At 74.9% G+C, this 13,210-nt stretch carries 11 protein-coding genes; 2 read left to right on the top strand and 9 right to left on the bottom strand.

Translation table 11 applies throughout. The features are described from left to right. Nucleotides 1–48: 48 nt before the first annotated feature. The 3 genes from ACIBAI_RS09030 to ACIBAI_RS09020 form a co-directional block, all read right to left on the bottom strand. Nucleotides 49–1,224: an ArsA-related P-loop ATPase gene (locus ACIBAI_RS09030; RefSeq protein WP_399032346.1), complete on the bottom strand. Its 1,176-nt coding sequence runs from the start codon at nt 1,222–1,224 to the stop codon at nt 49–51. A gap of 54 nt (nt 1,225–1,278) precedes the next feature. Continuing rightward, a complete protein-coding gene (locus ACIBAI_RS09025; RefSeq protein WP_344608640.1) occupies nt 1,279–1,722 on the bottom strand; it encodes an SRPBCC family protein in 444 nt (147 codons plus the stop codon). Between the two features lie 152 nt (nt 1,723–1,874). Continuing rightward, entirely contained in the window at nt 1,875–2,672 is a 798-nt protein-coding gene (locus ACIBAI_RS09020; protein WP_399032344.1) for a metallophosphoesterase, read from the bottom strand. Nucleotides 2,673–2,991: 319 nt separating this feature from the next. On the opposite strand from ACIBAI_RS09020, the gene ACIBAI_RS09015 reads away from it, so the two are divergent. Next, on the top strand, nt 2,992–4,788 hold the full coding sequence (locus tag ACIBAI_RS09015; RefSeq protein ID WP_399032343.1) for an AMP-dependent synthetase/ligase: 1,797 nt from the start codon (nt 2,992–2,994) through the stop codon (nt 4,786–4,788). Nucleotides 4,789–4,922: 134 nt separating this feature from the next. Here ACIBAI_RS09015 and ACIBAI_RS09010 read toward each other — a convergent pair whose 3' ends face one another. Then, the gene (locus tag ACIBAI_RS09010) at nt 4,923–6,065 is read right to left on the bottom strand and encodes a glycosyltransferase family 4 protein (protein WP_399032341.1); all 1,143 of its coding nucleotides are present in this window, start codon (nt 6,063–6,065) and stop codon (nt 4,923–4,925) included. 118 nt (nt 6,066–6,183) lie between these two features. Between ACIBAI_RS09010 and ACIBAI_RS09005 the strand changes: the two genes are divergently transcribed. Next, the gene (locus ACIBAI_RS09005) at nt 6,184–7,419 is read left to right on the top strand and encodes a glycosyltransferase 87 family protein (RefSeq protein ID WP_399032339.1); all 1,236 of its coding nucleotides are present in this window, start codon (nt 6,184–6,186) and stop codon (nt 7,417–7,419) included. Between the two features lie 117 nt (nt 7,420–7,536). Here the strand turns inward: ACIBAI_RS09005 and ACIBAI_RS09000 are convergent, their stop codons facing one another. From ACIBAI_RS09000 to ACIBAI_RS08980, 5 genes are all read right to left on the bottom strand, one after another. Beyond that, complete coding sequence (locus ACIBAI_RS09000; RefSeq protein ID WP_399032337.1) at nt 7,537–8,736, bottom strand: hypothetical protein; 1,200 nt, start codon at nt 8,734–8,736, stop codon at nt 7,537–7,539. Nucleotides 8,737–8,770: 34 nt separating this feature from the next. After that, nucleotides 8,771–9,775 (bottom strand): NlpC/P60 family protein, encoded by a 1,005-nt coding sequence (locus tag ACIBAI_RS08995; RefSeq protein WP_399032335.1) that lies wholly within the window; start codon nt 9,773–9,775, stop codon nt 8,771–8,773. A 251-nt stretch (nt 9,776–10,026) separates the two neighbouring features. Next, nucleotides 10,027–11,094, bottom strand: coding sequence for an NlpC/P60 family protein (locus ACIBAI_RS08990; protein ID WP_399032333.1), 1,068 nt, complete (start codon nt 11,092–11,094; stop codon nt 10,027–10,029). 308 nt (nt 11,095–11,402) lie between these two features. Further along, on the bottom strand, nt 11,403–12,752 hold the full coding sequence (locus ACIBAI_RS08985; RefSeq protein ID WP_399032332.1) for an NYN domain-containing protein: 1,350 nt from the start codon (nt 12,750–12,752) through the stop codon (nt 11,403–11,405). A gap of 76 nt (nt 12,753–12,828) precedes the next feature. Beyond that, nucleotides 12,829–13,068: a hypothetical protein gene (locus ACIBAI_RS08980; RefSeq protein ID WP_399032330.1), complete on the bottom strand. Its 240-nt coding sequence runs from the start codon at nt 13,066–13,068 to the stop codon at nt 12,829–12,831. Between the last annotated feature and the right edge of the window lie 142 nt (nt 13,069–13,210).

The raw sequence follows: 13,210 nt of genomic DNA, 5'->3' as shown, positions 1-13,210 counted from the left end.
ACGTACCGGGTTCACCGGGCCGCGCGGCCCTCCCGGGCGCCGGGCCGCTCACCGCGCCCGCGGCCACAGGTCCGGGTCGGGGGTGAACCGGACGCGCAGTTCCCCCTCCCGCAGGGACGCCCCGGCCACCGTGCAGCGGCGCAGGGCGGAGGGGAGGGGCACGATGCGGCGGAACGGGCCGGCGGTGATCACGAGCTCGTCGCCGCGCCGGACGAGGTCGAGTTCGTCCCGTATGGCGCCGGGCAGCGGGATGTGCCACACCAGCACGCCGTCCTCGGCGATCCGGTCGGTGACGGGCCACCGGACCGGGGCGGCCGGGCGGGCCGCCGCGACGCCGGGCACGGCGAGCGCGCCGAGGTCGTCCGGGCCGCGCGGGTCACGCCCGAGGTGGGCCACGGGCCGCACGTCGTGGTGGTCCTGCCACTCCTCCAGGGCCTTGCGCTGCTGGGCGACGGGCCCGGCGAGCCAGCTGCCGGCGGCGTCCTCGGGCAGCGTCCGGTTGGCGACCAGCAGCTCGACGGGCAGGCCGCGCAGGGCGAACCCGAGGACGGCGGTGCGCACGGCGTCGGCGCCGGCGGGGCCGGGCTCGGCGACCAGCCGTACGGCGGTGTCCCGGTCGGCGAGGACCGCCTCCGCCGCGGCGAGCTCCACGTCCCAGCGGGCGGCGGTCCGGTACAGCGACTCGGCGGGCATGGGCACGCCCGCGAGCCGGCCGAGGACCGGGCGCAGCGCGCGGGCCGCCTGCCGCTCGGGCGGGAGCAGCCGGCGCAGGTAGCGGCGCAGTTCCTCGGGGAGGGCGAGCAGGGCGAGGGCGTGCGGGGCGGGCGGCAGGTCGACGACGAGCAGGTCGTGGGCGTCGTCGAGGACGGCGTCGCGCAGGGCGCGCAGCACGGCGAGTTCCCCGGCGCCGGGCAGCGGGGTGAGCTCCTCGCGGTCGAGCCGGGCGGCGCCGAGCAGGTCGAGGACGGAGGAGGCGCGCTCCTGGAGGGCGGCGAGGTCGTTCCGGAAGTCTTCGGCCGCGTCCGGGCGCCAGGCCACGAGGTGCGGCGCGACCTGCCGCGGGGCGGGCCCGGTCGGGCTCCCCAGCGCCGCGCCGAGGGTGTCGCAGCGGTCGGTGCCGAGGAGGAGGGTGCGGGTGCCCGCACGGGCGGCGGCGAGCGCGGTGGCGGCCGCGACGGTCGTACGACCGCTGCCGCCCGGGCCCGTGATCAGGATGGTGCGCATGGTGGTGAACGGTACCGGTGCCCGCCCTCCGCGAACCCCGGCGTCCGGGCGGGGCTACCGCGCGCCCGACTCCACGCGCTTCTTCAGGCCCGCCAGCGCCCGGTCGATGATGACCTTCTCGGCCTTGCGCTTGATCATCCCGAGCATCGGGATCTTGACGTCGACGGTCAGCCGGTAGGTGACCTCGGTGGCGCCGCCGCCCGCCGGCTTCAGGAGGTAGGAGCCGTCCAGGGAGCGCAGCATCTGGGACTTCACCAGGGTCCAGGAGACCTCGTGGTCCCCGGTCCAGGTGTACGCCAGCGTCTGGTCGTCCTTGATGGCGCCCGCGTCCATGACGAGGCGGACCTGCTCGGCGCGGCCCTGCGCGTCGGCCTTGAGGACCTCGGCCTCCTTCACCTCGCCGGTCCAGTCCGGGTAGCGGGCGAAGTCGGCGATCACCTCCATGACGTCGGCCGGTGCCGCCTCGATCGTGATGCTAGAACTGGTGTGTTCCGCCATCGCCGTGGCTCCTCCAGTTGCGGGCCCGTAAGAGATCGTGTGCGCACGTGCGTGCAGCGTGAAGGCTACCGCGCAGCGCACCCGCCGATGTCACCGCTGCCTGCGCGCTCTCCCCGCCGAATCGCCCCCGGTCACCCCGCGGCCGCCCGTGCTCACCACTCCAGCGCCCACGGCCGCCCGGTCCGGGCGAAGTGCCCCACGTTCACGCATTCGGTGGCGCCGATCCGCATCCGCCGCACCAGCGGCTGGTGCACGTGCCCGAACAGGGCGTAGCGCGGCCGGGTCCGGCGGATCGCCTCCAGCAGCGCCCGGCTGCCCCGCTCGAAGCGCCGCGCCACCGTGTCGTACACCAGCTCCGGCACCTCCGGCGGGATGTGCGTGCACAGCACGTCCACCTCGCCCACCGCCTCGATCTTCGCGGCGTACTCCTCGTCGCCGATCTCGTACGGCGTGCGCATCGGCGTCCGCAGGCCGCCGCCGACGAAGCCGAAGACCCGGCCCGCGATCTCCACCCGTTCGCCGTCCAGCACCGTCGTGCCCGGCCCGGCGTACTCCGCCCACAGGTGCGGGAGGTCGACGTTGCCGTAGGTGGCGTAGGTCGGGGTGGGGAACGCGGCGAACAGCTCGGCGTACTGCCGGCGCACCGCCTCCTCGATCACGGCGGCCCGGTCCCCGTCGACGCCGGCCCACAGCCGCGCCCCGAACTCCCGCGCCTCCTCGAAGCGGCGGGCGGTGCGCAGCTCGACGAGCCGGTCGGCGTTGGCCGCGCCGAACAGGTCGGGGAAGATCCCGCGCGAGTGGTCGGCGTAGTCGAGGAACAGGACGAGGTCGCCCAGGCAGATCAGGGCGTCCGCGCCCTCCCCCGCCCGGGCCAGGTCGCGCGCGTTGCCGTGCACGTCGCTGACCACGTGGACGCGCGTGGCGGCGGTGCCGGTCCGTGTGGATGCCATGACGAACGAGCGTATGCGGATGCGACGGAGGTGAACAGCAGCGGCCCTACCTGCGGTAACGACGACGGCCCCACCTGCGGTTACTGGCTAGTCATTTCATCCGTCGACTACTGTGCGCGCTGGAACACCAACCCGTGTGACGCAGCGAACATCTCGCCGGGCCCCCCTGTCGAAGAAGCCATACCGGCGGGTAACGTCCGGGCAGTCCAGTCGTGCTCAGGATTTCACAGGCGAATCCCCGAGCATCCGCCCGAGCCTTGGACCGCACCGTCGCATCACACAACGTCGTGGCGTCGGCGCCCTATGAGGAGCAGCAGTCTTGCGCGAGTTCAGCCTTCCGGCTTTGTACGAGGTCCCCGCGGACGGCAATCTGACCGACATCGTCCGCAGAAACGCCGCGCAGCACCCCGACGTCGCCGTCATCGCCCGCAAGGACGGCGACGCCTGGCAGGACGTCACCGCCCGCGCCTTCCTCGCCGAGGTGCACGCCACCGCCAAGGGGCTCATCGCCGCGGGCGTCCGGCCGGGCGACCGGGTGGGCCTGATGTCCCGGACGCGCTACGAGTGGACGCTGCTGGACTTCGCGATCTGGAGCGCGGGCGCGGTCACCGTACCGGTGTACGAGACCAGCTCGCCGGAGCAGGTGCAGTGGATCCTCGGCGACTCGGGCGCGACCGCCTGCGTCGTGGAGCTGGACGGTCACGCGGCGGCCGTGGAGTCGGTGCGGGACCGGCTGCCCGCCCTCGAACACGTCTGGCAGATCGAGGCCGGCGGTGTGGCGGAGCTGCAGCGGCTCGGGCAGGACGTCAGCGACGCGACCGTCGAGGAGCGCAGCTCGACCGCCAGGGCCGACGACCCGGCGACCATCGTCTACACCTCCGGCACCACCGGCCGTCCCAAGGGCTGTGTGCTCACGCACCGCGCGTTCTTCGCCGAGTGCGGCAACGTCGTCGAGCGGCTGCGCCCGCTCTTCCGCACCGGCGAGTGCTCGGTGCTGCTCTTCCTGCCGCTCGCGCACGTCTTCGGCCGGCTGGTGGAGATCGCGCCGATGCTGGCGCCGATCAAGCTGGGCTGCGTCCCGGACATCAGGAACCTCACCGAGGAGCTGGCCTCCTTCCGGCCCACGCTGCTGCTCGGCGTGCCGCGCGTCTTCGAGAAGGTGTACAACGCGGCACGCGCGAAGGCCCAGGCCGAGGGCAAGGGGAAGATCTTCGACCGGGCCGCGGACACGGCGATCGCCTACAGCAGGGCCCTGGACACCCCGGCGGGCCCGTCCCTGGGCCTGCGGATCAAGCACAAGATCTTCGACAAGCTGGTCTACGGCAAGCTGCGCGCGGTCCTCGGCGGCCGCGGCGAGTACGCCATCTCCGGCGGCGCCCCGCTGGGCGAGCGCCTCGGGCACTTCTTCCGCGGCATCGGCTTCACCGTCCTGGAGGGGTACGGCCTGACCGAGTCCTGCGCGGCCACCGCCTTCAACCCGTGGGACCGGCCGAGGATCGGCACGGTCGGCCAGCCGCTGCCCGGCTCGGTGGTCCGCATCGCCGACGACGGCGAGGTGCTGCTGCACGGCGACCACCTGTTCAAGGAGTACTGGAACAACCCGGGCGCGACCGCGGAGGCGCTGGCCGACGGCTGGTTCCACACCGGTGACATCGGCACCCTCGACGAGGACGGCTACCTGCGCATCACCGGCCGCAAGAAGGAGATCATCGTCACCGCGGGCGGCAAGAACGTCGCCCCGGCCGTGATCGAGGACCGCATCCGGGCGCACGCGCTGGTCGCGGAGTGCATGGTGGTCGGCGACGGGCGGCCGTTCGTGGGCGCGCTGATCACGATCGACGAGGAGTTCCTGGGCCGCTGGTGCGCCGAGCACGGCAAGCCGGCCGGCTCCACCGCGGCGTCGCTGCGCGAGGACCCGGACCTGCTCGCCGCGATCCAGGCCGCGGTCGACGACGGCAACGCCGCGGTGTCGAAGGCGGAGTCGGTCCGCAAGTTCCGGATCCTCGACTCCCAGTTCACCGAGGAGTCGGGCCACCTGACGCCGTCCCTGAAGCTGAAGCGGAACGTGGTCGCCAAGGACTACGCGCACGAGATCGAAGCGATCTACCAGAAGTGACCGGCCGGTCCCCCGGAGGTGACCCGCCGATCCGCCGGAGGTGACCGGCTGCCCCGCCCGGGTGACCGGCCGGTCCGCCGGAAGCGGCCGGGCGGGCAGCGGGCGGTGCGGGGGCCGGCCGCCCCGCGCCCGGCTCACAGCAGCGTCTTCAGCCGCTCCGCGAGCAGGTCCCACCGCCACTTCTCCTCGATCCAGGCCCGGCCCCGCTCCCCCATCCTGCGGCGCAGCCCGGCGTCGCCGAGGAGCGCGACGATCCGGTCGGCGGCCTGTTCGGGGGAGCCGCCCCGCACGACCCAGCCGGTCTCCCCGTCGAGCACCGCGTCCGGGGCCCCGCCGGAGTCCCCGGCGACGACGGGCAGCCCGGTGGCGGAGGCCTCCAGGTAGACGATCCCCAGCCCCTCGACGTCCAGCCCGCCGCGCCGGGTCCGGCACGGCATGGCGAACACGTCCCCGGCGCCGTAGTGGGCGGGCAGCTCGGACCAGGGCACGGCCCCCGTGAAGCGCACCGAGCCGGCGACCCCGGTCTCGTGCGCGAGCCGGCGCAGCTCCCTCTCGTACGGGCCGCCCCCGACGATCAGCAGCACCGCGTCGGGCTCGGCCGCCAGGATCCGGGGCATGGCCCGGATCAGCGTGTCCTGTCCCTTGCGCCGCACCAGCCGGGACACGCACACCACCACGGGCCGGTCGGTCAGCCCGAGCCGCGCCCGGACCTCCGCGCCGCCGGACGCCGGGTGGAAGGTCTTCTCGTCGACCCCGGGCGGCAGGTGCGCCATCCGCGCCGCCGCCTGCGGGGTGAGCGCGGCGGCGATCCGGGACCGCGTGTACTCGCCGAGATAGGTGATCGTGTCCGTGGCCTCCCCGATCCGCCGCAGCAGCCCGCGGGCGGCGGGCAGCTGCGCCCAGCCGGCCTCGTGCCCGTGGGTGGTGGCCACGATCCGCTCGGCGCCGGCCGCGCGCAGCGCCGGCGCCATCAGCCCGAGCGGCGCCGCCGCGCCGAACCACACCGAGGTGCACCCGTGCTCCCGCAGCAGGCCGACGGCCCGCCGGGTGGCCCCCGGGGTCGGCAGCAGCATCGTCGTCGTGTCCCGGACGACGGTGAAGGGCTGCTCGGCGTCGAAGGCGGCGGTCGCCTCGGCCCCCTCCCGGCCGCGCTTCCAGGTGGAGGCGTAGACGACCAGCCGCTCCGGATCGAGCCGCAGCGCCATGTTGTGCAGGAAGGCCTGGATCCCGCCCGGCCGGGGCGGGAAGTCGTTCGTGACGATCAGGGTCTTGTGCATCGCCGTCGACCCTACAAGAGCGCTGCTCACAGCCCTCACCGGGCGCGCTTGTGGCACGCACACAGCTGTTCGGGCCATCATGGCCCCCTTGGCGGACGGCGGACGGGCAGGGCATCGGGTGAAGACGACGGGCGCGGGGCGGTCCCTGGCGTGGCTGCTGGGGATCTGGGGCGCGACGAGGCTGCTGCTGCTGCTGTTCGTGCTCAAGGTGTACGTCTTCCCCGGCCCGGACGTGACCAGCGACGTCTCCGTGATCTACCAGGGCTGGTACGAGGTGCTGCGCGGCGGGACGTTCCCGCTGGACGACGTCACCTGGCAGTACCCGCCCGCCGCGGCCCTCGCGATCCTCTCCCCGGCGCTGCTGCCCTTCCTCGACTACGCCACGGCCTTCTTCGTCCTGGCCTGCGCCGCCGACCTGGCCGTCTTCGTCCTGCTGTGGTGCGCGGGCCGGCGCCCGGGCCGCACGCCGCGCGGCGCCCGGGTGTGGGTGGCCGGCGTCCCCCTGCTCGGGCCGACGGTGTACGCGCGCTACGACGTGATGGTGACCGCCGTGGCGGTGGCCGCGCTCCTCGCGGGCGCCCGGCGTCCCCGGGTGATGGGCGCGCTGGCCGGCTTCGGGGCGCTGCTGAAGGTGTGGCCGGTGCTGCTGCTGGCCGGCGTGCGCGGCCGCGCCGGCTGGGCCGCGGCCGCGGTGACCGGCGCGGCGGTGGCCGCGGTGGCCGCGCTCGCCATGCCGGGGGCGTTCGCCTTCCTGACCTTCCAGCGCGACCGCGGCACCGAGGTGGAGTCGCTGGGCTCGCTGGTCTTCCACGTGGCCCGGCACTTCGGCTGGGAGGGCCAGGTGCTGCTCAACTACGGCTCGGTGGAGTTCCTCGGCCCGTACGTGGACGTGGTGAGCACGGCCGCCCTGGCGCTCACCGGGGCGGCCTTCGGCTGGCTGCTGCTGTGGCGGCTGCTGGCCACTCGGTGGGAGGCGCACACGGTCGCGGACGCGGCGTTCGTGGCGGTGCTGCTGTTCACCGTCACCAGCCGGGTGATCAGTCCGCAGTACCTGGTGTGGCTGGTCGGCCTGGCGGCGGTCTGCCGGTGCTTCGACGCGAGCCGGATGCGGCTGCCGGTGGCCCTGGTGCTGGCGGCGAGCTTCGTGACGGTGCTGGAGTTCCCGCTGTGGTTCGGGCACGTCGTCGCCAGCGACGCCCTCGGCGTCACCCTCCTCGCCGTCCGCAACGGCCTGCTGGTGGCCGCCACGGTGATCGCGGCCCGCGTCCTGTGGCGCGCGACGGTCCCGCGCGGGGCCCCGGTCGCCCTGCCGCCCCAGACCGCCCGCACCAGCGAGACGCCGGTCTCCCCCTGACGCCGGCCCGCCGCAACAGCGCCGGCGCCCCGCGCCGCGCCGCCGTGGCCGGCTCCGGTGCGGGGCGCGTGCCCGGCCACCGCACCCGGGCGGGGGCCGCCCGGCCGCGCCCGGCGCTCAGCCGAGCTGCGCCCGCAGATACTCCCGCCACCGCTCGGTGAAGGCCTGCGGTGTGGTCCCGAGCACCGTCCGCATCGCCTCCTCCACCGCCCCCCGCCGCTCCTCGTGCGCGCCCACGGCCCGGTAGAACGCGCCGAGGCGCTCCTCGCCCCAGCGGTCCGCGATCATCCGGCAGGCCGCCCAGCCGCCCTCGTACGCCCGCGCCAGCCCGTCCGCCGCGCCGGTGAAGGCGAACTCCCCGTCCCCGGGCAGCGCCTCGGGCAGCCGGCCCTCACGGACCGCGCGGGCCAGTTCCGGGGCGACGTCGGACGGGGCGCGTCCGCTGCCGCGGTGGCCGACCCAGTCGGCGTAGCCCTCGGACAGCCACAGCGGCGTGGCGGGGGTGGTGTGGGCGCGGGTGGCGACATGGGTGGTCTCGTGGGTGAGCACGACCTGCCGGCCGAGGCCGCCGAGCAGGCCGTACGCGTCGGGGTTGACGACGATCCGGTCGGCGGGCGCGTCGGCCGGGGCGCCCGTCCGCCCGGTGGTGACCGCCGCGATCCCCCGGTAGGAGGAGGCCGGCGAGCCGAGCAGGCCCGCCATCCCCTCCAGCGACTCCGGCACCAGGACGACGACCTGCCGGGCCCAGCCGGCGCCCCACGCCCCGGACACCGCCGGCACGGCCCGGTCGGCCAGGTCCGCGTAGCGGCGCAGCGCCTCGCGGGGCTGCCCGACCCCGAGGACGAGGCTGTCCCGGCCGCGGACGGCGGTCACCGCGCCCTGGTCCCATAGCTGCCGGGCGGCCTGGTGCGCGGGCCGGTCGGAGTCGACGCGCCAGCCCCCGCCGTCCTCGTCCCGCGCCCGGCTCAGCCGCAGGGTGCGGCCGACGGTGACGGGGGACCGGTCGTAGCCCTGGAGGCGGTAGCGCAGCTCGACGTCGGCGGTGGCGGTGTCGCCGCTGCGGCGCAGGCCGGTGACGCGGTAGGACCAGCCGGCCAGCGGCACCGCGCGCAGACGGTCGAAGCCGGCGCCGGCGCCGGTCCGCCGGTAGGCGCTCCCGTCCCGGTCGAGGAGCGCGTCCGCCCGCCGGTCCAGGACCCGCTGGACCTCGGCCCGGTCGGGGTCCGCGGCGGGCCGGCCGCCGCACGCCACGAGGGAGACGAGCAGCAGGCAGAGCAGCACCGCCGCGGACCCCGGCACCCGCCTCCGACCAGCCACGTCCCCGATCGTACGGGGGCGCCCGGGACCGGCGTCAGATCCTGGTGACCGAGGAGACCGGCATCATCCCGACCGGGTCGTAGCGCACCGACGCGCCCGGGCGGGGCGCGTGGATCACCTGTCCGCCGCCCACGTACATGGCGACGTGGCCGGCGTCGTCCCGGTAGACGACCAGGTCGCCGGGTCGCGCCTGGGAGAGCGGGATCCGCCGCCCGGCGTACCGCTGGGCCTGCGAGGTGCGCGGCAGGGCGATGCCGGCCTGCGCGTACGACCACTGGGTCAGGCCCGAGCAGTCGAAGCCGCCCGGCCCGTTGGCGCCCCAGATGTAGGGCTTGCCGAGCGCCGAGCGGGCCGCGGCGACGGCGGCGGCCGCGCGTCCCGAGGCCGGGACGGCGCCGGCCGGGCCGGTGCGGGAGGCGCGGGAGGCTCGGTCGTAGGCGGCGCGTTCGGCGTCCGGCAGGGAGTTCAGCAGCCGCCGGGCCGCGGAGAGCTTCCGCTCCACGGTCCGCTTGTGGGCGGCGGCGGCCCGGCGGTTTCGGGTCAGCTCGGCGAGCGTGCGCGCCGCCTCCGCGCGGTCCTGGGCGAGGGTGCGCAGGGCCTTCTGGAGCCCCTTGAGCTCGCCGGCCTGGCGAGCGCCGATCCGGTCGAGCACGGACGCCTTGTCGAGGTAGTCGTCCGGGTCGTCGGAGAACAGCAGCGCGAGGGAGGGGTCGATGCCGCCGGAGCGGTACTGGGCGCCGGCGAGCGAACCCAGCGTCTCCCGCAGGGTGTTGACCCGCTCCTGCTGCCGGGCGAGGCGGTCCCGCACCGCGCCGGCCTTCCGGCGCAGCTCGTCGGCGCGTTCGTCGGCCTCGTTGTAGGCCTCGGTCGCCTTCTCGGCCTCCGTGTGGAGGCGGTCCACGGCCGTACGGGCGTCCTCGCGCGGCTCGGCCGCGGCGGGCACGGCGGCCAGGGCGGCGGCCGTTATCGACAGGAGGGTGAGCGCCACGCTGGAGCCCCGGTCGAATCCGGACGGTGCAAGGCGGCGATGAGACCCCACGGGAAGCCGCACTCCTTCCGCTGGCGGACACGGACGACTCCCCCGGCGCCGCAGCCGCGGTGGCCGGGGGAAACGCGGCAGACAGTAGCCGCGCCGGTACGTTCCGGCCAAAGTCCGCCGGGGGCCCGCAACCGGAAGGCCCCGCCGCTGACGCAGGTCAGCGGCGGGGCACGGGATCGGCCGGCGGCTCGTGATTCGCCCGTTCGGACGGCAGGGCCGCCGCTTCCGGGGAGCTCGCGCGGGGGCGGGCGTCAGACGCGGACGCCCCACATGAACGGACCGCCGATGGTGTTCATCGACTCGTAGCGCACGACGGTGCCGGTGCGCGGCGCGTGCAGGACCTGGCCGTTGCCCGCGTACAGGCCCACGTGGTGCAGGTCGTTGAAGAAGAAGACCAGGTCGCCGACCTTGAGGTCGCTGACCGAGGAGATCCGGGTGCCGATCTGGGACTGCGCCTCGGAGGTGCGCGGGATGGAGACGCCGGCCTGGGCGTACGCCCACGACGTCAGGCCCGAGCAGTCGAAGGAGGACGGGCCGGTGGCGCCGAAGACGTACGGCGATCCGATCTTGCTCTGGGCGGCGGCGTAGGCCGCGGCGGCCCGCCCGCTGGCGGAGGTGCCGGAGGTGCCGGGGGCGTCTGCGGTGCCGCCGCCGGTGAGGGCCTCGCGCTCGCTGGCGCGGCTGGCGCGGGTCTGCTCGGCGGCGAGTTCCGCCTTCTCCTCGGCGGTGAGGCTGTTGAGCAGCTTCTGCGCGGCGGCGAGCTTGCCCTGGACCTCCTTCTTCTTCTCGCCGAGTTCGGTCCGCGTGGAGGCGAGGTCCTTGAGCTTCTCGGTGGCCTCGGCGCGCTGCTGGGCGAGTTCGCGCTGCTTCTCCTGGATCTCCTTCAGCGCCTCGACCTGCTGGCTGCTCAACTGGTCGAGCGTGGAGGCCTTGTCCAGGTAGTCGTCGGGGTCCGCGGACAGGAAGAGCTGGACGGAGGGGTCGAGGCCGCCGCTGCGGTACTGGGCGCTGGCCATCGAGCCGAGGCCGTCGCGCAGCTCGTTGAGCTCCTCCTGGCCGCGGGCGACGTCGTCCTGGATGGCGGAGATCTCCTTCTGGAGCTTCTCCTGCTTCTCCCTGGCCCCGTTGTACTTCTCGGTGGCCTGCTCGGCCTCTTCGTAGAGCTTGTCGACCTTTGCCTTGACCTCGTCCTTGCTCGGCTTCTCGCTCGGCGCGGCGTTGGCGGCCTGCGAGCTCAGGGCGACGGCAGCAGCGGCAGCGGTGGTCAGCACGGTCACACGTGCGCGGCTCGGCTGCTTGGGACGACGGTGGGACGCCACGGAGGCGAGCTCCTTCTTCCTCCAGCCGCCTACCGACACACCGGTGGGCGGTCCCCTCCGCCGTCACTCACCCCTTGCGAGCGAACACCCGAGCGGAGGTTCGGAGGCAGACCCTAGTGACCTGGCTGTGATCAGATCAAATCCTCAGTCGCAAAATCCGCCTCGTGGGGATCATTCTTTACATACAACTCACGAAATGTGAAGTGCAGTTGACGTTGCGTCGTGTGCGGGATCCGCGGATCCGGGCAATGCGCCGGTACGCCGCAGGAAGGACGCAGCGCCCCCAACGGGCGCAAGTCGGCGGCGCGTCAGCCGCGCGTGAGCCGCTTGAGCAGCACCGCCGACGCCACCGGCCGGGCGCCCGCCCGGGCCACCCCGTCGGCCACCTCGCGGTCGGTCGAGGCGACGACGATCGGCCGGCCCGGCGGCTCGGCGCGCACCAGCTGGCGGATCAGCTCGTCGGCGGTGACGCCCGGCTTGGAGAACAGGACGCGCACTCCGCGCGGCGGCGCGAGCAGCACCGGCGCGGCCAGCTCGGCCCCGTCGAAGACGCACGTCACCTCGGCGTTGGTCTGCGCGGCGAGCTGCGAGAGCTGGCCGAGCAGCCTGAGGCGCTGCTTCTCCAGCGGCATCTGCGGATAGCCGGTCTTGGTGACGTTGTAGCCGTCGACGACCAGATGCGCCTGGGGCAGCGCGAGCAGCTGGTCGAGGATGGCCGGATCGTCCTCGGACAGCGCCCGGGCGGCGATGTCCCTCGGGGTCATCCGGCCGGGCTCGACGGCGTCCACGGTCTCCGCGGGCCGTACCGACACCGGCGGCAGCGCGAGTTCCCGCCGCAGTCCCTGTGTCGCGTCCAGCAGGGTGTCCAGGAGCAGCCGTACGCGCATGTCCTCGACGCTGCGCCCCTCGCGCGCCGCCCGGCGCGCCGCCTCCAGGGCGGCCTCCGTCTCGCCGAGCCGCGCCTTGAGCCGCCGGGCCTCGCTCTCGGCGGCGGAGAGCTGGGCCTGCCCCTCGGCGCGCACCGCCTCCATCTCGCCCCGCACCTTGCGCAGCGCGGCCTCGCCCCGCTTGACGTCGCTGAGGGCGGCACGGAGCTTGCGGTGGAGCGATTCCGCCTCCTTCCGCGCCGACTCCAGCTCGGCGCGCAGCCGCTCGGTCTCGGCCCTGGTGTGCTCCCGGGCCCGGTCGAGCTCGGCGCGCAGCCGCTCCAGCTCGGCCCGGGTCTCCTCGTCGGCGCGTTCGGCGTCCGCGCGCTGGGCCTCCTCGCCGGCGGCGGTCACCAGCTTCACCCAGCCGGCCGGGCGCAGCACGTAGGCCGCGGCCGCCACGTCGAGCGGGTCCGCGGCCGGGGGCGGGGAGCCGGAGTCGAGGGCGCCGGCCAGTTCCGGCTGGGCCTCTCTGAGCTTCTCGCCGATGCGCTGCCGGAACAGCGGATCGGTCTCCAGGGCCGCGGCCATGGCGTTGCCCGCGAACTTGGCCCGCCGGTTCGGGGCGAACCGCGCATACTGCCTGAGCTGGGCGGGCAGTTCGGCGACGGTCAGTCCGCCGAAGCCGTCGGACACGATCTGCACGACCCGCCGGCGCACCCCGTCGGGCAGCGGACGGTCGAGCACCTCAGCGGCGCCGTCGCCCGGCTCCCCGCCTCGCGTCTCCGCCATCCGTCGCACCCCACTAACTAGCTGTGCGGGGCCCTCCCCCGCTCTCGACTTCGCTCGAGCGGGGGGACCCCCGTCGTCAGGAACCGGCACCCGGCCTGTCCACGAGTTCCACCTGGTCCACGGCGTTGCACCAGCGGCAGCGCACCGACTCGATGCTCTCATCGAGCACCTCGCGCTCCTCGACCGCGGGCTCGCCCGCCAGATCGAGGTGGACGTACTCCACGACCCTCGACGAGCGGGTCACGTCGAAGCGCGTGAGGTTGCCGCAGAGGGCGCAGCGCCACCGCGTGGTGGCGGTCGGCAGGGGAACCGTCATCGTGACCGCCCGCTTTCTTCCAGTGTCCGTGACGCCCCGGGCTCCCGGTGCGTGTGGCTCGTAACCCTACGGCCTGGCGGCGACCCGTGACCCGTCCGCCCATGGCGGCGAGGCGGTCTGTGCGCATACGCCCGGTTGCGTC

This window comes from Streptomyces sp. NPDC051041 (genome assembly GCF_044456065.1).
In the GTDB taxonomy this organism is placed as follows: Bacteria; Actinomycetota; Actinomycetes; order Streptomycetales; family Streptomycetaceae; genus Streptomyces; species Streptomyces glaucus.
Note: the sequence above shows the minus strand (reverse complement) of the source record. Positions and strands in the feature narration are given on the sequence as shown.